The following is a 19,874-nucleotide window of genomic DNA, read 5'->3' as shown; positions in this document are numbered from 1 at the left end:
CGCCCCGGTTCTCCGGGCGTGCGCACCCATGGTGGTCGCGCTGAGCGCAGACCGGCCGCCGCGAGCGCCCTTCTCGTCTGCCCACGTCTGCCCGCGCGCCGCCGCCAGAAGCGTTGCGCGCCCGCCCGGGCACGTGGCCGCGAAGCCCGCCCGCAAGCGGCGATCCGCCCACGCACGCGCTCGCCAAGCCCGCACGCGGCCACCCGGCCTGCCCGCGGCGCTGCCAGTCCGGTCGGCCGCCGGCGTTATGCGCCGGGTTGCCAGCCGGTCGCTTCGGCCCAGTCGTCCGCCGCGAGGGCCTCCGCGTCGAACCAGGGCTCCTTGGCTTCGCCGTAGGCGAAACGGTCCGCGTGCTCGACGGCCCACGCCGCCTTCGCCGCCGCGTACTCGTCGCGGGCGGCCGGCACGGCGCGCAGGTGGTCGCGCATGAGCAGCGCGAAGCGCCAGCCGGGCGAGCCGGTCACCCGGACGTGCAGGTTGACCGGGCGGCCCGGGTCGGCGTTGCCGTGCAGCCGCTTGGGCCAGGTCTCGCCGGGGATGCCGCGCGCGTTGTCGGCCCACTCCCCCTCCCGCCGCGGGAAGCCGGCCTCGGCCAGCCGCGGGGCGAGCGCGTCGGCCTCGTCCAGCGTGTGCACGGCCACCATCAGGTCGATCACGTCCTTGGCCGGCAGCCCGGGCACGGCGGTCGAGCCGATGTGCTCCACCTTCGCCTCCGCGCCGATCGCGTGCCGGATCCGGCCGATCAGCCGCGCGGCCTGCTCGGGCCACGTCGGGTCGGGTTCGGCGATGTGCAGCTCGTGGCCGACCGGCGCGCTCGTGCCGTGCCGCAGGTGCTCCTCGAACGGCCGCAGCCGCTCCCGGAAGAGCAGGTCGACCTGGCCGTTCAGCTGGTCGACAGTTCCGTTGTTCTCGATCACGACGTCGCAGGCTGCGCGGCGCCGGGCATCGTCGGCCTGCGCGCTCATCCGCGCGGCCGCCTCGCCGGCGGACATCCCGCGCGTCTCTTCGAGACGGCGAATCCGCAGGTCACGCTTGGTTTCCACGACCAAGACGAGGTGGTACGCGGAGGTCAGGCCACCCTCCACGAGCAGCGGCACGTCGTTCACGACCACCGAACCGGGCGGGGCGGCCTGCGTCAGTTCGGCGGTTCTCGCCCGTACGCGTGGATGAATGATCTTCTCGAGGCGGCGGCGGGCCGTCTCGTCGCCGAAGACCTTGGCGCCCAGGGCCGGCCGATCGAGGTCGCCGTCGGGGGTGAGCACGCCCGCGCCGAACGTCTCGACGATCTCGGCGAGCCCGGGAGTGCCGATCGCCACCACCTCGCGGGCCAGCACGTCCGCGTCGATGATCACCGCGCCGTGGTGTGCGAGCCGCCGCGCGACCGCGCTCTTGCCCGCCCCGATGCCACCCGTCAACCCGACCCTCAACACGGGGCTAAGTATCACCCGTGATGCACGGATTGCGTCATGGGTGTGACACAACGGCGAAAGGCCGCCCCGACCGGAGTCGGGACGGCCTTTCGGTGGTGCTCGCGGTTACCTCAGTTCTTGCCGCCGGCGAGCTTCTCGCGCAGGGCGGCGAGAGCCTCATCGGTGGCCAGGGTGCCGGCCGGCTCCTCGGCGGCGCGCGCCGGGGCCGGCGAGCTCGACGAGGTGGACGCGGACGGAACGCCGGCCGCCGCGGCCGGAGCCGGGTTGAGCGCGGCCTCGGCGTCGGCGTCGCGGGACGCCTGCACCTGCTTGGTGTGGGCCTCCCAGCGCTCGCGGGCGTCGGCGTACTGCTTCTCCCACGTCTCGCGCTGCTTCTCGAAGCCCTCGAGCCACTCGCCGGTCTCCGGGTCGAAGCCCTCCGGGTAGATGTAGTTGCCCTCGGCGTCGTAGGTCGCGGCCATGCCGTAGAGGGTCGGGTCGAAGTGCTCCTCGCCCTCGACGAAGCCCTCGTTGGCCTGCTTGAGCGACAGCGAGATGCGCCGGCGCTCCAGGTCGATGTCGATGACCTTGACCAGGACGTCGGAGCCCACCTGGACGACCTGCTCGGGCAGCTCCACGTGCCGCTCGGCCAGCTCGGAGATGTGCACCAGGCCCTCGATGCCGTCGTCGACGCGGACGAACGCGCCGAACGGGACCAGCTTGGTGACCTTGCCCGGGACGATCTGGTTGATCGCGTGGGTGCGCGCGAACTGGCGCCACGGGTCTTCCTGGGTCGCCTTCAGCGACAGCGAGACGCGCTCGCGGTCCAGATCGACGTCGAGCACCTCGACCTCGACCTCCTGGCCGACCTCGACGACCTCGGACGGGTGGTCGATGTGCTTCCAGGAGAGCTCGGAGACGTGCACCAGGCCGTCGACCCCGCCGAGGTCGACGAACGCGCCGAAGTTGACGATCGAAGAGACGACGCCCTTGCGGACCTGGCCCTTCTGCAGCTTGTTGAGGAACTCGGTGCGCACCTCGGACTGCGTCTGCTCCAGCCACGCGCGGCGGGACAGGACCACGTTGTTGCGGTTCTTGTCCAGCTCGATGATCTTCGCCTCGAGCTCCCGGCCGACGTACGGCTGCAGGTCGCGCACGCGGCGCATCTCGACGAGGGAGGCCGGCAGGAAGCCGCGGAGACCGATGTCGAGGATGAGGCCACCCTTGACGACCTCGATAACGGAGCCACGGACGACGCCGTCGTCTTCCTTGATCTTCTCGATCGTGCCCCAGGCCCGCTCGTACTGAGCGCGCTTCTTGGACAGGATCAGGCGGCCTTCTTTGTCCTCCTTGGTGAGAACAAGAGCCTCGATGTGGTCACCGACCGACACCACTTCCGCGGGGTCCACGTCATGCTTGATCGACAACTCGCGCGAGGGGATGACACCCTCGGTCTTGTAGCCGATGTCGAGCAGGACCTCGTCCCGATCGACCTTGACGACGGTGCCTTCGACAATGTCGCCGTCGTTGAAGTACTTGATGGTCTCGTCGATGGCGGCGAGGAATGCTTCCTCGGACCCGAGATCGTCGACGGTGACCTTGTTGGCGCTCGAGGTGGCCTCGATGCTGCTCGTCATGTGGACAGTTGCTCCGAACGGATGGGTTTTGTGGTGTCTCGCGCGCGCTCCACGGAGCTGCCACCGGGCACGGTACGACCGAGCGAGACGATCACCAACGATGAGTCAGGATCAACGCAGTCGATCATGCCGAGACCGACGGCCACGGAGCCTGCTCCCTGCCGAGGCACACGATCCGCGAGCGCATCGACTAGCTTACCGTGCGCATTACCACAGGTTGCAAGCCCTCCTGACGACGGCGGCACAATGTTCGGGGTAAACCCCGCAGCATGCCCGTAATGTGCCGAATCAGGACCGTGACGAGCGTTGCCGTACCGTGGGTTTCGTGATCGAAATTCCGAGTCCCGGGACGCCTGTCCCGGAGACCGAGACAGCGGTGCTGCGCCGGCTCGTGACCGACGACGAGAGCCGCCACGCCAGCCGCGCCTGGTGGGATCTTGACGCCGACGACTACCAGGCAGAACACGGCTCTTTCCTGGGCGACGCCGACTTCGTGTGGGGTCCCGAGGGCCTGCGCGAGGCCGACGCCCGGCTGCTCGGCGACGTGCGCGGCAAGCGGGTGCTGGAGCTGGGCGCCGGTGCCGCCGCCGGCGCCCGCTGGCTCGACGGGCAGGGCGCCGAGGTGGTCGCCATGGATCTCTCGGCGGGCATGTTGCGCCAGGCGCTGGCCGGGGCCGAGCGTTCGGGCGTACGCGTGCCGCTCGTGCAAGCCGACGCGCTGTCCCTGCCGTTCGCGGACAGCGTATTCGACATTGTCTGCACCGCCTTCGGGGCGATCCCTTTCGTGGCCGACTCGGGCGCCGCGATGCTGGAAGTGGCCCGCGTCCTGCGCCCCGGCGGCGCCTGGGTGTTCTCCATCACTCACCCGATGCGGTGGATTTTCTGGGACGAACCGGATGAGAGTGGCCTGATCGCCCGGAACTCCTACTTCGACCGCCGGCCGTACGTGGAGACCGACGAGCAGGGCCGTCCCACCTACGTCGAGCAGCACCGCACGCTCGGCGACCGCATCCGCGAGCTGGTCGCGGCCGGTTTCGTGCTGCGCGACCTGATCGAGCCGGAGTGGCCCGCCGGCAACGAGCAGATCTGGGGCCAGTGGAGCCCGCTGCGCGGACGGCTGTTCCCCGGCACCGCGATCTTCGTCTCGGACCTGCCCGCTCCCCCGCCGACCAACGCACCCCGCCACTGACCTACCTCGGCGCCCGGGGCAGGGTCACAGCGCGACTGCGCCGCCGGCCCGGGGTCGCGGCGCGACCGGGATCGCCGCCCGGCCGGCAAAGCGGCCCGACCGGCAAAGCGGCCCGACCGGCAAAGCGGCCCGACCGGCAAAGCGGCCCGACCGGCAAAGCGGCCCAGCCGGCAAGCGGCCCAGCCGCCCCAAGCTGCCGGCCGCCCGATGGAGGGCGCCGGCAGCGGAGAGCAGCGGCCCGGTCGTCAGCCGCCGGTGATGAAGGTTCCGGCGTCGAGGAGGGCGGCCAGGACGGTCAGGCCGGCCGGGATCAGCCGGTAGTAGACCCACGTGCCGCGCCGGTCGCTGTCGACCAGCCCGGCCTCGCGCAGCACCCGCAGATGGTGCGAGATCGTCGGCCCGGTCAGGTGGAAGGCGCCGGTCAGGTCGCAGACGCAGACCTCACCGCCGCCCGCCGAGGCGATCATCGAGAGCAGCCGCAGCCGCACCGGGTCGCCGAGTGCCTTGAACATGGGGGCGAACCTGCCCGCCTGCGCAGGGTCCATCGGACCATGGGCGAGCGGCGCGCCGTCGAGCGCCGCGGCGGCGGGCTCCCCGGTCGATTTCCTCAGCATCGGCCCCGCCTCGCATCGGGCCGCAGCACAACACATCGCACACGCCGGTCAGTCGTGTTCCCGAACCGGCACCTTTCGCCGACCACGACACCTCCACTCTCCGAACAGCAGCGCAGACCCTACATCTACAACCTGTAGGTCGTCACCGCACCTGCCACCAGCCGCTTGAAGACCCAGGCCGGGCTCACCGGGACGAGCGGGTCAGTGGTCGGCGCCGGCCCAGTCCCGGCCGGAGCCGACGGAGACCTCGAGCGGCACGGAGAGCGGGTGCGCGCCGCCCATCTCGCGGCGGACCAGTTCCTCCAGGGGCTCGCGCTCGCCGGGGGCCACGTCGAAGACGAGCTCGTCGTGCACCTGCAGGAGCATGCGCGAGCGCAGGCCGGAATCCCTGATGGCGGCGTCGACCCGGAGCATGGCGACCTTGATGATGTCGGCGGCGGAGCCCTGGATCGGCGCGTTGAGAGCCATCCGCTCGGCCATCTCGCGGCGCTGCCGGTTGTCGCTGTTCAGATCGGGCAGGTACCGGCGGCGGCCGCGGATGGTGGCCGTGTAGCCGTCCTTGCCCGCCTGCCGCACCACCGAGTCCAGGTACTGCCGGACGCCGCCGAAGCGCTCGAAGTACTCGTCCATCAGCGCGCGGGCCTCGTCGACCGGGACGCTGAGCTGATTGGAGAGGCCGAAGGCGCTCAACCCGTACGCCAGGCCGTAGTTCATGGCTTTGATCTTGCGCCGTTGGTCGGGGATCACCTCCTCGACCGGGACGTGGAAGACCGAGGAAGCGGTGGCGGCGTGGAAGTCGAACGCCGAGTTGAACGCCGCGATCAGCGCCTCGTCGCGTGACAGGTGCGCCATGATGCGCATCTCGATCTGGCTGTAGTCGGCGGTCATCAACTGCTCGAAGCCCTCGCCGACGACGAACGCGCGGCGGATGCGCCGGCCTTCCTCCGTGCGGATCGGGATGTTCTGCAGGTTGGGGTCGGTCGACGACAGGCGGCCGGTCGCGGCGACGGTCTGGTTGAACGTCGTGTGGATGCGGCCGTCGTCGGAGACGGACTTGAGCAGACCGTCGACCGTGGACTTGAGCTTGGCCACGTCGCGGTGGCGCAGCAGATGGGCCAGCAGAGGGTCGCCGGTCTGCGCGAACAGGCTCTGCAGCGCGTCGGCGTCGGTGGTGTACCCGGACTTGATCTTCTTGGTCTTGGGCAGGCCCCGCTCGGTGAACAGGATCTCCTGCAGCTGCTTGGGCGAGCCGAGGTTGAACTCGCGGCCGACGATCTCGTGCGCGGCCTGCTGGGCGGCCTTGACCTCGGCCGCGAAGTGCGCCTCGAGCTCGGAGAGGTACTCCGTGTCGGCGGCGATGCCGAGGTGCTCCATCTCGGCCAGCACCCGCGACAGCGGCTGCTCGACCTCGGTGAGCAGGGCCTGGGACGCGCCTCCGTCGCGGGACAGCTCCTCGGTGAGCACGTCGGCCAGGTCGAGCGTGGCGCGGGCCCGCAGCATCAGGCCCTCCTCGGCGGCGCCCTCGTCACCGAGGAGACCGTCCAGCGTGAGCTGGCCATTTTCCGGTTCCTCGACGCGCAGCTCGCGCTTGAGGTAGCGCAGGGCGAGGTCGGTCAGGTCGTAGGCGCGCTGGTCGGGCTTGGCGAGGTACGCCGCGAGGGCGGTGTCGACGCGGACGCCGTCGAGGCGCCAGCCGTGGGCGCGCATGGCCAGCGACGCGGGCTTGGCGTCGTGCACGACCTTGGGCCGGTCGGGGTTGGCGAGCCAGATCGCGACGGCGGTCTCGTCGGCCTGGTCGAGCGCGGCCGGGTCGAACCAGGCGGCCGGCCCGGCGCCGGTCGCGACCGCGATGCCGGTGAGCGTGCCGGTGCCGCGGCCGAAGGTGCCGGTGACCGCGACGCCGACGGGCGCCTCGGCGGCGTGCCGGGACAGCCAGCCGGCGATCTGGCCGGAGCGCAGCACCTCGCCGGAGAGGTCGAAGCCGGACTCGGCCTCGGGCTCGACGGCCTCGAGGTAGGAGTAGAGCCGCTCGCGCAGCACCCGGAACTCGAGCGCGTCGAAGACCTGGTGGACGGCCTCACGGTCCCACCCGTGCCAGAGCACGTCCTGCGGGCCGAGGGGCAGCTCGAGGTCGGTGACCAGCGCGTTCAGGTCGTAGTTGCGCATCACCTCGGCGAGGTGGGCGCGCAGGTTGTCGCCGGCCTTGCCCTTGATCTTGTCGGCGTTGGCGATGACGCCGTCGATGCCGCCGTACTCGTTGAGCCACTTGGCGGCGGTCTTGTCGCCGACGCCGGGGACGCCGGTCAGGTTGTCGCTGGTCTCGCCGACCAGGGCCGCCTTGTCGCGGTAGCGCTCGGGGCGCACGAAGTACTTGGCCTCGATGGCGTCGGGGGTCATCCGCCACACCTCGGAGACGCCGCGCACCGGGTAGAGGATCGTGGTGTGCTCGCCGGCCAGCTGGAACGCGTCCCGGTCGCCGCTGGAGATGATCACCTCCATGCCGGCCTCGCGGGCCTGGGTGGCGAGCGTGGCGATGACGTCGTCCGCTTCGTACCCGGGTTTCTCCACCACGGGGATGCGCAGCGCCTCGAGCACTTCCTTGATGAGGCTGACCTGGCCCTGGAACGGCTGCGGGGTCTCCGAGCGGCCGGCCTTGTACTCCGCGTACTTCTCGGTGCGGAACGACTTGCGGGAGACGTCGAACGCGACCACGATGTGCGTCGGTTTCTCGTCGCGCAGCATATTGATCAGCATGGACGTGAAGCCGAAGACCGCGTTCGTCGCCTGGCCGGTCACGGTGCTGAAGTTTTCCACCGGCAGCGCGAAGTAGGCCCGGTACGCCAGTGAGTGGCCGTCGAGCAGCAGCAAACGGGGGGTCAGGGCGTCGTCGCTCACGTCCAGGAACTCTAGACCCGAGGTACGACAGAAACGCCGACCGCCCCGGTCGCCTTTACAACACTTTGCTGAGGAATGCCTTGGTTCGTTCCTGTTGCGGGTTCGCGATGACCTCGGCCGGCGGGCCCGCCTCGACCACGACGCCGCCGTCCATGAACACGACGGTGTCGCCGACCTCGCGGGCGAAGCCGATCTCGTGGGTCACCACGACCATGGTCATACCGTCGCGGGCCAGGTCCTTCATGACGTCGAGGACCTCGCCGACCAGTTCCGGGTCGAGCGCGCTGGTCGGCTCGTCGAAGAGCATCAGCTTGGGCCGCATCGCCAGCGCCCGGGCGATCGCGACCCGCTGCTGCTGGCCGCCGGAGAGCTGACTGGGGTAGCTGTCGATCTTGTCGCCGAGCCCGACCCGGTCGAGCAGGGCCGCCGCGCGGTCGCGTACGGCCGATTTGTTTTCCTTCTTCACCCGGCAGGGCGCCTCCATGACGTTCTGCAGGACCGTCATGTGGGGGAAGAGGTTGAACCGCTGGAACACCATGCCGATCGACTGGCGCTGCCTGGCGACCTCGCTGTCCTTCATCTCGTGCAGCTTGCCGCCGCGCTCGTGGTAGCCGACCAGGTCGCCGTCCACGAAGATCTTCCCGGCGTTGATCTTCTCGAGGTGGTTGACGCAGCGCAGGAACGTCGACTTGCCGGAGCCGGACGGGCCCAGGACACAGCACACCTCGCCCGACTTCACCACCAGGTCGATGCCCTTGAGCACCTCGAGCGAGCCGAACGACTTGTGCACGTTGTCGGCGCGCACCATCTCGGCCGTCGCGTCGGTCATGTGGATCCTCCCTCGGCCGGAATCCGGCCTCCCTGCTCTACGCCGATGTCGCGCAACCTCTGCCGGGCCTGCCCGGTGGTCCCGTAGCCCCGGCCGAAATGCCGCTCCACGAAGAACTGGGCGACCATCAGGACCGTGCACAGGATCAGGTACCAGATTACGGCGGCCACCAGGACGGGCAGCACCACGAACGTTCGCGCCTTGATCGCATTGAGCTGGAAGAACAATTCGAAGGTCACCGGCACGTACGCGACGAGCGACGTGTCCTTGACCATCGCGATGACCTCGTTGCCGGTCGGCGGCACGATCACCCGCATCGCCTGCGGCAGCACCACCCGCCGCAGCACCTGCCCGCGGGACAGGCCGAGCGCGGTCGCCGCCTCCGCCTGGCCGGGGTCGATCGACTGGATGCCGGCCCGGACGATCTCGGCCATGTACGCGCCCTCGGACAGGCCCAGGGCGAGCATGCCGGCCACGAACCCAGCCAGCAGGTCGCTGGCCTTGACGCTGTAGAACTGCGTGTTCAGGTTGTCGATGCCGAACAGATGCCCGATCTGCCGGTCGAACGGCAGGCCGAACCCGATCCGGTCCCACAGGATGTTCAGGTTGCCGAACAACACCGCGAGCACGAGCCGCGGGATCGCCCGGAAGAACCAGGTGTAGACGAACGCGATCCAGCGCAGGATCGGGTTGTCGGACAGCCGCATGATCGCGATGACCACGCCGAGCACGATGCCGATCGCCATCGAGCTGATGGTCAGCAGGATGGTGCCGCGCAGGCCCTCGAGCACGGGCTCGGTGAACATGACGCCGCGCTTGCCCGGCGCGTACTCGAGGAAGATGAAGCGCCACCGGAACTGGTCGTTGGTGACGAGCACGTGCACGAACATCGCGATGAGCACGATGAGCACGGCGATCGTGATCCATCGCCCGGGGTGCCGCACGGGCACGGCCTTGATGGGTTCAGGCCGTGCCCGCTCGGACTGTTTCAGGTCGGTCATCGACGGATCAGACCGCGGGGTTCACCGCGGGGTCGGTGATGCCGCCCGCGTCAACGCCCCACTTGGCCAGGATCGTCTTGTAGGAGCCGTCGTCGATCAGCGACTTCAGCGCGCCCTGGATCGCCACGCCCATCGTGTCCTTCTGGTCGAGGGGCAGCACGTAGCCGTACGGGGCCGAGTCGTAGATGTCGCCGACCAGGGCCAGCTGGCCGTTGGTCTGCTTCACCGCGTACGCGCAGACCGGGGAGTCGGCGAGCATCGCCAAGTCCTTGCCGGTCACCACGGCGTTGGTGGCGTCCGACTGGGCCTGGTACTGGTCGATGGTGATCTTCGCCTTGCCGCCGTCGGTGCACTTCTTCGACCGGGCGGTGAGGTCGTCGACCTGCACGGTCGCGGTCTGCACCGCGATCTTCTTGCCGCAGACGTCGTCGGCGTTGACCGTGGCCCCGGCCTTGGCCGCCCACTGGGTGCCCGCCTGGAAGTAGGAGACCATCGTGGCCTCCTTCAGACGGTCCGCGTTGATCGTGAACGACGAGACGCCCACGTTGTACTTCTTGGTCTTGACGCCCGGGATGATGCTGTCGAACGTGGCCGACTGCCACTCCGTGGTCAGGCCCAGCTTCTGGGCGACCGCGTTGAACAGGTCCACGTCGAAACCGATGACGGTCTTGCCGTCGGCGTCCAGGAACTCGCTCGGCGCGTACGTCGAGTCCGTCCCGATGATGAGTTTGCCCGCCGACTTGATGTCGGCCGGAACCTTGTCGGCCAGGCTCGTGTCCGCCGAGGCGCTGGCGGCCGGGGCCGAGCCCGCGCCGTTGTCGTCGCCGGACTCCGAACCGCAGGCGGCCATCGAGGTCGTCAGCGCCGCCGCGAGGGCCAGCCCGAGGATCGCCCGACGGCCAGGAGAGGTGCGGAACATTAGGGTCTCCTCTGAAGCGAGAGAAAAATCAGTTATGCAACGCCCAGGTAGGCGTCCTTGACCGCCGGGTCGTGCAGCAGCTCGGCTCCGGTGCCTTCCTTCACGATCCGTCCGGTCTCCAGAACGTACGCCCGGTGTGCCCGGGAAAGAGCCTGCTGGGCGTTCTGCTCCACCAGCAGGATCGTCGTGCCCTGCTGGTTGATCTCGACGATGATGTCGAAGATCTGCTGGATCAGCATCGGCGCGAGGCCCATCGACGGCTCGTCGAGCAGCAGCAGCTTCGGCCGGCTCATCAACGCCCGGCCCACCGCCAGCATCTGCTGCTCGCCGCCCGACAGGGTGCCGCCGGACTGCTTCTCGCGCTCCTTCAGCCGCGGGAACAGCCCGAACGCCCGGTCGAGATCCTCGTCGATCTCCGCGCGGTTGCGGCGCGTGTAGGCGCCCATCTCGAGGTTTTCCCGCACCGACATGCCGGGGAAGATGCCCCGGCCCTCGGGCGACTGCGACACGCCGCGGACGACCCGCAGGTCCGCCCGCAGCCTCGTGATGTCCTGCCCGTCGAAGCGGATCGCGCCCGACGACAACGGGCGCAGGCCCGAGATCGCGCGCATGGTCGTCGACTTCCCGGCGCCGTTGGCCCCGATCAGCGCGACGACCTCGCCCTGGCCGACGGTCAGGCTGATCCCGTGCAGGGCCTCGATGCGGCCGTAGGCCAGCGAGATTTTCTCGAGCTCAAGCAGCATCGGTGGGCACCCCCAGGTACGCGGCGATGACCGCCGGATTGTCCCGCACCTCGGCGGGTGTCCCCTCGGCGATCTTCTTGCCGAACTCCAGCACCACGATCCGGTCGGTGACGCCCATGACCAGGCGCATGTCGTGCTCGATCAGCAGGACCGTCACGCCGGTGTCGCGGATCCGGCGGATCAGCTCCAGCAGCTCGGCCTTCTCGGCCGGGTTGAAGCCGGCCGCCGGCTCGTCGAGGCACAGCAGCGTCGGGTTGGTGGCCAGCGCCCGGGCGATCTCCAGCCGGCGCTGCTCGCCGTACGAGAGATTGCGGCTGACGTCGCCCGCACGGCGCCGGATGCCCACGAACTCGAGCAGCTCCAGCGACCTCTCCCGGCCCGACCGCTCCTCCTGCCAGTGCCGCGGCAGCCGGAACAACGCGCTGATCACGCTCGTCTTGTGGTGCGCGTCCGCGCCCACCATGACGTTCTCCAGCGCCGTCATCTCCGGGAACAGCCGCACGTTCTGGAACGTCCGGGCGATGCCACCCCGGGTGATCTCGTGCTTCTTCTTGCCGACGATCGACTGCCCCTGGAACCGGATCGCCCCGCTCGTCGGCCGGTACACCCCGGTCATCGCGTTGAAGCACGTCGTCTTGCCGGCGCCGTTCGGGCCGATCAGCCCGAAGATCTCACCCTTGCGCAGCGAGAAGCTGACGTCGTTGAGCGCCACGACACCCCCGAACCGCAGGGTCACGTGGTCAACTTCGAGAAGAGCATCAGGATCCCGTACGCCCTGATCCAGAATTTGATCTGCGCCGGTGGGCGCGGGCTCGTCGATGGGACGAGCGTTCATGCGATCGAGCTCTTCCGGTGTATCCATGTGCGGCTCGCTCACAGGGGTGCCACCTCCTTCGCCCGGTCCTTGAGCTCCATCGCCCGGCGCCGGCTCGGAATCAGGCCCTGCGGCCGCAGGATCATGATGATGATGATCACGACGCCGAACATCGCGAACCGGTACTCGTACAGGTCGGTGCCACCCACCGAGATGCCGCGCAGCCGGTCCGGGATGTACGAGATCAGCGCGCCACCCAGGATCGCGCCGGCCATGTTGCCGGAGCCACCCATGACCACGCCGGCCAGCACCAGGATCGAGAACTGCAGCACGAACGTCGACGAGTTGATGAAGCCCTGCTCGCCGGCGAACAGCACGCCGCCCAGGCCACCGATGAACGCGCCGATCGAGAACGCCCACAGCTTGAACTTGGTGGTCCGCACGCCCATGATCTCGGCGGCCTCCTCGTCCTCGCGGATCGCCAGCCAGGACCGGCCGACCCGGCTGCGGTCGAGGTTCCGCACGCCGAAGATCACCGCGATGATGACGACAAGACCCAGCCAGAAGTACGGGATCGCGTCGGTCACGCCGAAGATCACCTTGCCGTTCCAGGTGCCCGGCGGGTGGGGGATGCCGGTGAAGCCCCGGTCGCCGCGGAACGTCTGGGTGTTCGTCGCGACGATCCGGATGATCTCGGCGAAGCCCAGCGTCACGATCGCCAGATAGTCGCCGCGCAGCCGGAGCGTCGGCCAGCCCAGGATCAGGCCCGCCAGCATGGTCGCCGCCAGCGCCACCGGCACCGCGGCCAGCCAGGCCCAGCCGGTGTGCGAGTACAGCACGCTGTCCTTCGAGGTCAGAATGGCCGTGCCGTACGCGCCGACCGCGAAGAAGCCGACATAGCCGAGGTCGAGCAGGCCGGCGTAGCCGACCACCACGTTCAGGCCCAGCGCCAGCAGCACGTAGTAGGACATGTTGAACAGCGCCGACGGCCAGTCGATGCCCTCGGTGATGAGCTGCGGGCCGATCAGGGGAATGTCCCCGACGTAGGGCAGCAGGAACGCCAGCGCCGCCGCCGCCAGCGCGACGACCGCGCGCACCCAGCCCGGTTGCCGGCCGAACCAGCCCCGCACCCCGCCGCTGCCCCGGAAGCTCGTCTTGGGCTTCTCGGTAGCCACCGCCGTGTCACTCATGCGCGTGCCCTTCCGAGAGACTCACCCAACAGGCCCGACGGGCGGAACATCAGGATCAGGACCAGCAGTACGAACGCCGCCGCGTGCAGCCAGTTCGAGCCGAACAGGCCGGCCGCCCAGCTCTGCAGCACACCCAGCAGCAGGCCACCCAGCAGGGCGCCCCGCAGGTTGCCGATGCCGCCGAGCACGGCCGCCGTGAACGCGTCGATGCCGAGCAGGAAGCCGGCGTCGTACTTGGTCACGCCGATCTTCAGGTCGTACATCACCGCCGCGATACCCGCCATCAGGCCGCCCAGCAGGAAGACCAGCGAGATCACCCGCGACTTGTTCACGCCCATCAGCGCCGCGCTGTCCGGGTTCTGCGCCACCGCGCGGATACCCCGGCCCAGACGTGAACCGTTGATGAAACGATCCAGCACGAACATCATCACCAGCGCCAGCGCGATGATCAAGATCTGCAGGTTGGTGATGTGCGTGTTGCCGATCGTGATCACCGTCCGGGCCTGGATGATCGGCGGAACACCCCTTTGGTTCCGGTGCGTCGCGACACCGACGAACTCCGAGATCGCCAGCGACGCGCCGATCGCGGTGATCAGGAAGGCGAGCGGCGGAGCGTTGCGCCGGCGCAGCGGCCGGTAGGCCACCAGTTCCACGCCCAGCGCCACGGTGCCCGAGACCACAATGGCCGCCACCAGGCCCAGCGCCATGTAACCCAGCATCGCACCGAAATCGGGCCGCGCGGAGTTCTGGTCGAGGCCGAACCATCCCCAGATGATCAGGCAGGCGTACGTGCCGACCAGGAACACCTCGGAATGGGCAAAGTTGATCAGTCGCAGCACACCGTAGACCAGGGTGTACCCCAGCGCGAACAGCGCGATGATCGCGCCCTGCGCCAGGCCTGCCACGGTGAGCGGCCCGAAATTGTCGATCAGACCGGAGAAGTTCACAAAGGGGCTCCAAAACGACGAGGTCGGTGCGGCCGGAGATCATCCGGCCACACCGGCCCTACGAAGAGTTACAGCGCGATCAGGAGGTCTTGATCTCCTGGTCCTTCACCGCGTCGCCGCTCGCGTCGAACTTGAACGCCCACACCTTGATCAGCGAAGGGTCGAGCTCGCCCTTGTCGGTGAACTTGTACGTGTTCGCGATGCCCTTGTAGTTCACCGTGGACAGGTACGTGTTCAGCTTCTCGGTCGTCGTGTTACCGGCGTCGATGCCCTGCAGGAAGATGTTCGCCGCGTCGAACGCCACGTCCGAGTACGTACCGGCGGCCACGTTCCACTTGGCCTTGTAGTCGTTGACGAACGTGCCGCCAGCGGCCTCCGGCGGCGAGCACGGGCAGGTCACCACGGTGCCGATCGCGGCCTGCGTGCCGGACGCCTTCGACAGGCCCGGGTCCTTCATGCCGTCGCCACCGAGCAGCGTGCCCTTCCAGCCGGCCGCGGTCAGCTGCTTGCGGATGACGCCCGCGTTCGTGTAGTAGCCGCCGTAGAACAGCGCGGTCGCGCCGCTCGACTGAACCTTCTGGACCAGCGCCGAGAAGTCGGTCTGCTTGCCGTCGCCCTCGGTCTTGTCCGACTGCACGACCAGCGGGCCGAGCTTCGACTTCACCACGTCGGCCAGACCCTGGCCGTACGCGGACTGGTCGTCCGCCACGAAGACCTTCTGCGCCTTCAGCACATCCTTGATGTACGAGGCGGCCGCCGGGCCCTGCGCGTCGTCGTTCGCGACCGCGCGGTGGAAGACCTTCCAGCCGCTGGCCGACAGCGACGTCCGGGTCGCGGACGGCGTGATCGTCGGGATGCCCGCCTCGTCGAAGATCGGGTTGGCGGCCTCGGACTCGCCGGAGAACGGCGGGCCCACGATGCCGATGATCTTCTTGTCCGCCACGAGGCTCCGGGCAACACCCGGGGCAACCTCGGCAGCACCCTGCGAGTCGAACTTCGCGACCGTGATGCAGTCGGAGCCCTTCTGCTTGTTGTACTGCTCCACGGCCAGCTCGAAGCCCTGCTCGATGTTCACACCGAGGTTGGCGGCCGAGCCGGTCAGAGCGCCGAAGAACGCGAGCTTGTAGCCGCAGTTCGAGCCGCCCGCCGCGTTGTCGCTGCCGCCGGAATCCTTATTGCAAGCAGCGGCACCGGCGATGAGCCCGATGATGGCCACCCCGCCGATGGCTCGTGCGAGAACCTGCCTCAAGGTTTGAACCCTCCTCCATACCGAACCCACCGAGCCACCGCAGGCCGATTGGCACTTGCGTGCACACTCGACCACACCGCGCCCGTCATGGGGCGGGACGCTATCCCAGGTTCGCGGCCTGCCAAAAGACTTCGATCGGGCTTTCACCGAACCGTTACGTCTGGTGATCCGAAGGCAGGAGAAGGTGTTACACCAGCAGCGTTACGCCGAGATCAACTGGTGGCCGGCTGCGCACCCCCCGCTTCCTGACTCTCCGCCAGGATCCGGTCCGCCACCTCACGCATCGTCATCCGGTGGTCCATCGCCGTCCGCTGAATCCACTTGAACGCCTGCGGCTCGGTCATCTGGTACTTCGTCATCAGCTCGCCCTTGGCCCGCTCCACCGACTTGCGCGTCTCCAGCCGGTCGGTCAGCCCCGCCACCTCCGACTCGAGAGCGGCGATCTCCGAGTACCGCGAGAGGGCGATCTCGATCGCCGGCACCAGGTCCGACTTCTGGAACGGCTTCACCAGGTACGCCATCGCGCCGGCGGCGCGCGCCCGCTCCACCAGATCACGCTGGCTGAACGCGGTCAGGATCACGACCGGCGCGATGCGCCCGCCGGCGATCCGCTCCGCGGCCGCCAGCCCATCCATGATCGGCATCTTGATGTCGAGGATCACGAGGTCGGGCCGGAGATCCTCGGCCAGGCGCACGGCGGTCTCGCCGTCACCGGCCTCCCCGACCACGTCGTAGCCCTCCTCGACCAGCATCTCGGCCAGGTCAAGACGGATGAGGGCCTCGTCCTCGGCGATCAGCACCCGCCTGCGATCGGCCCCAGCCTGCGTGTCGGCCACGGAACCCCTACCCCCAACACTCCCGAAGTCGCGACACCCCGGTATGTGGGTACCGCCCCTCTTAGCGTAGTAGGTAGGCTGTCCCGTGTTGAGCTTGGCTGGACCGGACTTCCGATCCGGCCGATCCGCCTGTCCCCGTAGCCCAATCGGCAGCAGGCAATGGACTCAAAATCCATACAGTGTGGGTTCGAATCCCACCGGGGACACAAATTGTCGTACCCCTGTTCGAAGATGTGGGCATGCATCCACCCCGCATCCGTGAGCAAGCCTTGAGATTGCGCGCGCAAGGTGTTCCCTTCGGCGAAATCTGCAAAGTACTTGCCATCTCGAGAAATACCGCCGGCCACTGGTTCTACGGCGACCGCGCGCGGCGCCGTGCCGAACTGGACGCCGAGCCTTCTCGATGTCCACGTTGCGCGCGCCCGCCACGAGCGCCGGATGATCAAGCGGCCTACGCCTATCTCCTTGGTCTCTATCTCGGAGACGGCCATCTTGTCACCAAGGCCAGGGTGCCCGTGCTCCGCGTCTTCTGCGCCGACGCCTGGCCCGGGCTGATCGACGAGTGCGAGATCGCAATGCTGGCGGTCATCGCACGGAAAGTCCAACGAGTACAGAAGCAAGGCTGCATCGGTGTCCAGGCATACTCCAAGCACTGGCCCTGTCTGCTGCCCCAGCACGGGCCTGGCCACAAACATCATCGACCGATACTTCTCGCGGATTGGCAGGCGCCGATCATGTCCCGGCATGCGGGCCAGCTGCTTCGCGGGCTATTTCACTCAGATGGCTGCCGCGTTACGAATCGAATAAAGCGTGGCAATAAGTGTTACGCGTATCCGAGATACAACTTCTCGAACGAATCGCGGGACATCATGGGGTTGTGCCAGAAATCGCTCGACCGGCTGGGTGTCGAGTGGCGCATGTGCCGGCCCAACATGCTGTCGGTGGCTCGGCGGGAGGCGGTCGCTCGGCTGGACGAGTTTGTCGGGCCCAAGTGGTGAGGTGATGGCCGATCTTGCCCGATCCCACATGGTCCGGCGCGGCAACCGGGCATCGGGCCGTGCCTCTCCGTAACCTTGATCTTGGTTAGACGCTTGGCCCGTGACCGGGATGCCGTGACCGGGGGTGGTTGCGCTTCTTGCGGTTGTGGGGATGTCAGGCGGGTGGGCCGGCGGGGTGCGGGCCCTTGGGGGCGGTTGCGGGTGGGGCGACCACCGCCGGTGAGATGGCCGTGGGAGAGGCGACAGCCGGTGATGTCGTGGGGGTCGGCATCGTGGTCGGCGGGGCGGGCTCGGACGGGGTGCTGGTTCCGCCCGGAGTCGTCGGGTGGGCGGGTGCTGGGCGGTCCCGGCTCGGGACGCCGCCGGTCGGGCCGGCCGGTGGTGTGGGTTTGCGGGCGGGCCCGCCGGGGGTGGCGGAGGCCGCGCGGCGCAGGTCGGCGCAATAGCGGTCGATGGCGTTCTCCCCGCCGGCGGCGTCGGCCAGTTTGCGGCGGTTTTCGCTGGTCAGCGGGGTGGGGCCGCGCCGGGCGTCGCACCAGGAGAGAACGACCACCGTGGGGGCGGGGGACGGGGTGCCTGTTCTCGGCGCCGGTATGCCCAGCGCCGAGAACAGGCGGTGGGCGTGCTGCTGGGCCCCCTGGGGGAGGTTGCCGGTGCGGGCCGCTACGGCGGTGCCGGTGGCGGACAGGAGAGCCAGGCCGGCCGCGATGGTCGCGACTGCGGTCCGCGTCCTTGCCGGGTGCCGTGCGGCTCGGGCAGCACGCCTGCGGTGCTCGGTGAACGCGGCGACCGCGGCCTTCTCGCCGCTGAGCTCGTCGGCCGTCGCTGGGGCGCGGGCGGCGTCGAGGAGCTTTGTCAGTGGGGCGTGAGTGGGGCCGGGGTGGTCGCCGGCGGCCAGCCGGTCGGCCTCGGCGGGGCCGATGCGGTGGGTTCGCCGGAGGCGCATCGCGTGAAGAAGAGCGCGCGGGGTCCGCATTTTGTTACACCTCCCCGGCGGGGGTGCGAGCGGTTCGAGCGTGTACCTGGGGGTGTGTGGCGAGGCGCCGGAGTCCGCGCATGGTGGCCACGCGGATGGCGCCGGGGCGTTTGCCGAGGATGTGGGCGGTGGTGTGGACGTCGAGGCCGGCGACGATGCGGAGCATGACGGCCTCGGCCTGGTCGATCGGGAGGCTGGCGATGACGCGCAGGGCCCAGTCGGTGCCCTCGCCCTCGATCGCGGCGTCGGCGGCGTCGGGTACGGGCACGTCGACGGCGCCGACCAGCAGCGGCGAGCGGCGGCGGCGTTCGTCGAGGGCGCGGTGCCGGGCGATGCCGAAGAGCCAGCCGCGGAAGGCGCCGAGGTCGCCGCGGAACCGGTCGAGGTCGCGGATGACGTGGAGCCAGGTCTCGCTGGCCGTGTCCTCGGCCTGGTCGCCGATGACGACGCGCAGGTAGCGCAGGAGCGCGGGCTGCAGGCCGCGCCAGAGCAGGGCGAATCCGTGCGGGTCGCCGTTCTGGGCGGCGCGCAGGGCGTGGCCGAGGTCGGGGTCGGCGGGGGTGGGGCGTCGCACGGGCGGGCTCCGGGGGTGGGCGGCTAGTGCGTGCTTACCCCGGCGGGCCGCGGGCCGAACACCGAATCTGCGCGAACGGCGGTTCGGCGCGCGGCCCGGATGTTGTCATGGCAGGGACACCTTCGGCTGGAGGCCTCATGTTGTGGTCCGGTTCCTCTCCCATGACGGTTGTGCGTGACAGCATGTGGGGTTTTCTGCTGTTCGCGGGGGTGGCGTGGCTGGCGATCGCGTGGAGTGTGCTGCGGCTGGAGCCGGTGGATGTGGCGCAGGTGGCGGGGCCGGTGGTGCTGTTCGGGGCGTTGTGCGAGGCGGTCCGGGCGTTGGCGGGCACGCGTACGTGGTGGCTGAACGCGGGGATGTCGGCGCTGTTCGCGGCGACGGCCGCGCTGTTGCTGCTCGATCAGGACTCGACCTATGCGACGCCGGCCTCGCTGGTCGGCTGGTTCCTGATGGTGCGGGGCGCGATGGATGTCGCGGTGTCGACGATGAATCGCGGGGCGGATCGCACGTGGGGGCTGATGCTGGCGCTGGGTGTGGCGCAGGCGGCGCTGGGCTTTTACGCGTCCGGGCCGCTGGCGCGGGCGGCCGATCCGATGATCCTGCTGCTCGGCGGGCTGGGTGTGCTGCGGGCGGTCGCCGATCTGATCACCGCGTTGCGGCTGCGCGAGGTCTCCGTACGCCATGAGGTTTTGCATCTGACCCCGGAGAGGGAGGCGGGCGTCGCGGGATATTCGGCGGGTTTGACCGATTTCGAGCCGGGGCAGCCGGGGCAGCCGGCGCGGGCCAAGCATCGGGCGGACGCGCCGGGGCCGAAGACGTTCCACGAGGAGGTCCTGCGCAGCACGAAGGACCTGGACGCGAAGATCGCGCAGGCGGGCGTGACGGGCACGGGCGCGGCGGCGAACCGGGTGCCGGAGGATCTGCCGCCGGTTCCGGACACGCCGGCGGCCGCGGCGGAGGCCGCGATGGGCGAGGACAAGCATCACTGAGGAAGGATGTCCCCGGCCCCGCCGGGCGGGATCCGCGATCGGCCAGTCGCCGGGCCGGGATCCGG

The 19,874-nt window shown here is 69.3% G+C and carries 18 protein-coding genes and 1 tRNA gene; 4 read left to right on the top strand and 15 right to left on the bottom strand.

Annotated features, from left to right (window positions below):
* Positions 1 to 245: 245 nt before the first annotated feature.
* Together coaE and rpsA are read right to left on the bottom strand one after the other, a co-directional pair.
* Positions 246 to 1,430, bottom strand: coding sequence for a dephospho-CoA kinase (coaE, locus tag A3CQ_RS0123815; RefSeq protein WP_026206108.1), 1,185 nt, complete (start codon positions 1,428 to 1,430; stop codon positions 246 to 248).
* A 110-nt stretch (positions 1,431 to 1,540) separates the two neighbouring features.
* Positions 1,541 to 3,046 carry a 30S ribosomal protein S1 gene (gene rpsA / locus A3CQ_RS0123810; protein ID WP_020513467.1) on the bottom strand — a complete coding sequence of 502 codons (1,506 nt, stop codon included), beginning with the start codon at positions 3,044 to 3,046 and terminating at the stop codon, positions 1,541 to 1,543.
* A gap of 316 nt (positions 3,047 to 3,362) precedes the next feature.
* Between rpsA and A3CQ_RS0123805 the strand changes: the two genes are divergently transcribed.
* Positions 3,363 to 4,235 (top strand): class I SAM-dependent methyltransferase, encoded by an 873-nt coding sequence (locus tag A3CQ_RS0123805; RefSeq protein WP_370657620.1) that lies wholly within the window; start codon positions 3,363 to 3,365, stop codon positions 4,233 to 4,235.
* A gap of 245 nt (positions 4,236 to 4,480) precedes the next feature.
* On the opposite strand, the gene A3CQ_RS0123800 is transcribed toward A3CQ_RS0123805, so the two are convergent.
* From A3CQ_RS0123800 to A3CQ_RS0123750, 11 genes are all read right to left on the bottom strand, one after another.
* Positions 4,481 to 4,849, bottom strand: coding sequence for an ArsR/SmtB family transcription factor (locus tag A3CQ_RS0123800; RefSeq protein ID WP_084699189.1), 369 nt, complete (start codon positions 4,847 to 4,849; stop codon positions 4,481 to 4,483).
* A gap of 201 nt (positions 4,850 to 5,050) precedes the next feature.
* Positions 5,051 to 7,744, bottom strand: coding sequence for a DNA polymerase I (gene polA / locus A3CQ_RS0123795; RefSeq protein ID WP_020513464.1), 2,694 nt, complete (start codon positions 7,742 to 7,744; stop codon positions 5,051 to 5,053).
* Between the two features lie 55 nt (positions 7,745 to 7,799).
* On the bottom strand, positions 7,800 to 8,573 hold the full coding sequence (locus A3CQ_RS0123790; RefSeq protein WP_020513463.1) for an amino acid ABC transporter ATP-binding protein: 774 nt from the start codon (positions 8,571 to 8,573) through the stop codon (positions 7,800 to 7,802).
* On the bottom strand, positions 8,570 to 9,574 hold the full coding sequence (locus tag A3CQ_RS0123785) for an amino acid ABC transporter permease (protein WP_020513462.1): 1,005 nt from the start codon (positions 9,572 to 9,574) through the stop codon (positions 8,570 to 8,572). Before A3CQ_RS0123785 ends, A3CQ_RS0123790 begins: the two co-directional genes overlap by 4 nt.
* 7 nt (positions 9,575 to 9,581) lie before the next feature.
* The gene (locus A3CQ_RS0123780) at positions 9,582 to 10,493 is read right to left on the bottom strand and encodes an ABC transporter substrate-binding protein (protein WP_020513461.1); all 912 of its coding nucleotides are present in this window, start codon (positions 10,491 to 10,493) and stop codon (positions 9,582 to 9,584) included.
* Positions 10,494 to 10,525: 32 nt separating this feature from the next.
* Positions 10,526 to 11,236: an ABC transporter ATP-binding protein gene (locus A3CQ_RS0123775; RefSeq protein WP_020513460.1), complete on the bottom strand. Its 711-nt coding sequence runs from the start codon at positions 11,234 to 11,236 to the stop codon at positions 10,526 to 10,528.
* A complete protein-coding gene (locus A3CQ_RS0123770; RefSeq protein WP_085944328.1) occupies positions 11,226 to 12,071 on the bottom strand; it encodes an ABC transporter ATP-binding protein in 846 nt (281 codons plus the stop codon). The genes A3CQ_RS0123775 and A3CQ_RS0123770 overlap by 11 nt, the downstream gene beginning before the upstream one ends.
* Positions 12,072 to 12,109: 38 nt before the next feature.
* Complete coding sequence (locus tag A3CQ_RS0123765; RefSeq protein ID WP_020513458.1) at positions 12,110 to 13,240, bottom strand: branched-chain amino acid ABC transporter permease; 1,131 nt, start codon at positions 13,238 to 13,240, stop codon at positions 12,110 to 12,112.
* Positions 13,237 to 14,187, bottom strand: a complete 951-nt coding sequence (locus A3CQ_RS0123760; RefSeq protein WP_020513457.1) for a branched-chain amino acid ABC transporter permease — start codon at positions 14,185 to 14,187, stop codon at positions 13,237 to 13,239. Before A3CQ_RS0123760 ends, A3CQ_RS0123765 begins: the two co-directional genes overlap by 4 nt.
* 79 nt (positions 14,188 to 14,266) lie before the next feature.
* Positions 14,267 to 15,436 (bottom strand): branched-chain amino acid ABC transporter substrate-binding protein, encoded by a 1,170-nt coding sequence (locus A3CQ_RS0123755; protein WP_026206102.1) that lies wholly within the window; start codon positions 15,434 to 15,436, stop codon positions 14,267 to 14,269.
* A gap of 212 nt (positions 15,437 to 15,648) precedes the next feature.
* Positions 15,649 to 16,272, bottom strand: coding sequence for an ANTAR domain-containing response regulator (locus A3CQ_RS0123750; RefSeq protein WP_026206101.1), 624 nt, complete (start codon positions 16,270 to 16,272; stop codon positions 15,649 to 15,651).
* A gap of 131 nt (positions 16,273 to 16,403) precedes the next feature.
* Between A3CQ_RS0123750 and A3CQ_RS0123745 the strand changes: the two genes are divergently transcribed.
* Both A3CQ_RS0123745 and A3CQ_RS53800 read left to right on the top strand, forming a co-directional pair.
* Positions 16,404 to 16,478 (top strand) — tRNA-Leu (locus A3CQ_RS0123745).
* A gap of 33 nt (positions 16,479 to 16,511) precedes the next feature.
* Positions 16,512 to 17,270, top strand: coding sequence for a helix-turn-helix domain-containing protein (locus tag A3CQ_RS53800; RefSeq protein ID WP_040432763.1), 759 nt, complete (start codon positions 16,512 to 16,514; stop codon positions 17,268 to 17,270).
* Between the two features lie 154 nt (positions 17,271 to 17,424).
* Here A3CQ_RS53800 and A3CQ_RS57675 read toward each other — a convergent pair whose 3' ends face one another.
* Both A3CQ_RS57675 and A3CQ_RS53790 read right to left on the bottom strand, forming a co-directional pair.
* Positions 17,425 to 18,246, bottom strand: a complete 822-nt coding sequence (locus tag A3CQ_RS57675; RefSeq protein WP_157296257.1) for a hypothetical protein — start codon at positions 18,244 to 18,246, stop codon at positions 17,425 to 17,427.
* A 4-nt stretch (positions 18,247 to 18,250) separates the two neighbouring features.
* Positions 18,251 to 18,820 (bottom strand): RNA polymerase sigma factor, encoded by a 570-nt coding sequence (locus tag A3CQ_RS53790; RefSeq protein ID WP_020513452.1) that lies wholly within the window; start codon positions 18,818 to 18,820, stop codon positions 18,251 to 18,253.
* Positions 18,821 to 18,981: 161 nt separating this feature from the next.
* On the opposite strand from A3CQ_RS53790, the gene A3CQ_RS0123725 reads away from it, so the two are divergent.
* Positions 18,982 to 19,809, top strand: a complete 828-nt coding sequence (locus A3CQ_RS0123725) for a hypothetical protein (protein ID WP_245577310.1) — start codon at positions 18,982 to 18,984, stop codon at positions 19,807 to 19,809.
* Positions 19,810 to 19,874: the final 65 nt, after the last annotated feature.

The sequence above is a fragment of the Paractinoplanes globisporus DSM 43857 genome, from assembly GCF_000379645.1.
In the GTDB taxonomy this organism is placed as follows: Bacteria; Actinomycetota; Actinomycetes; order Mycobacteriales; family Micromonosporaceae; genus Actinoplanes; species Actinoplanes globisporus.
The sequence above is the reverse complement of the archived record's forward strand: the minus strand, read 5'-3'. Positions and strand labels throughout refer to the sequence as shown.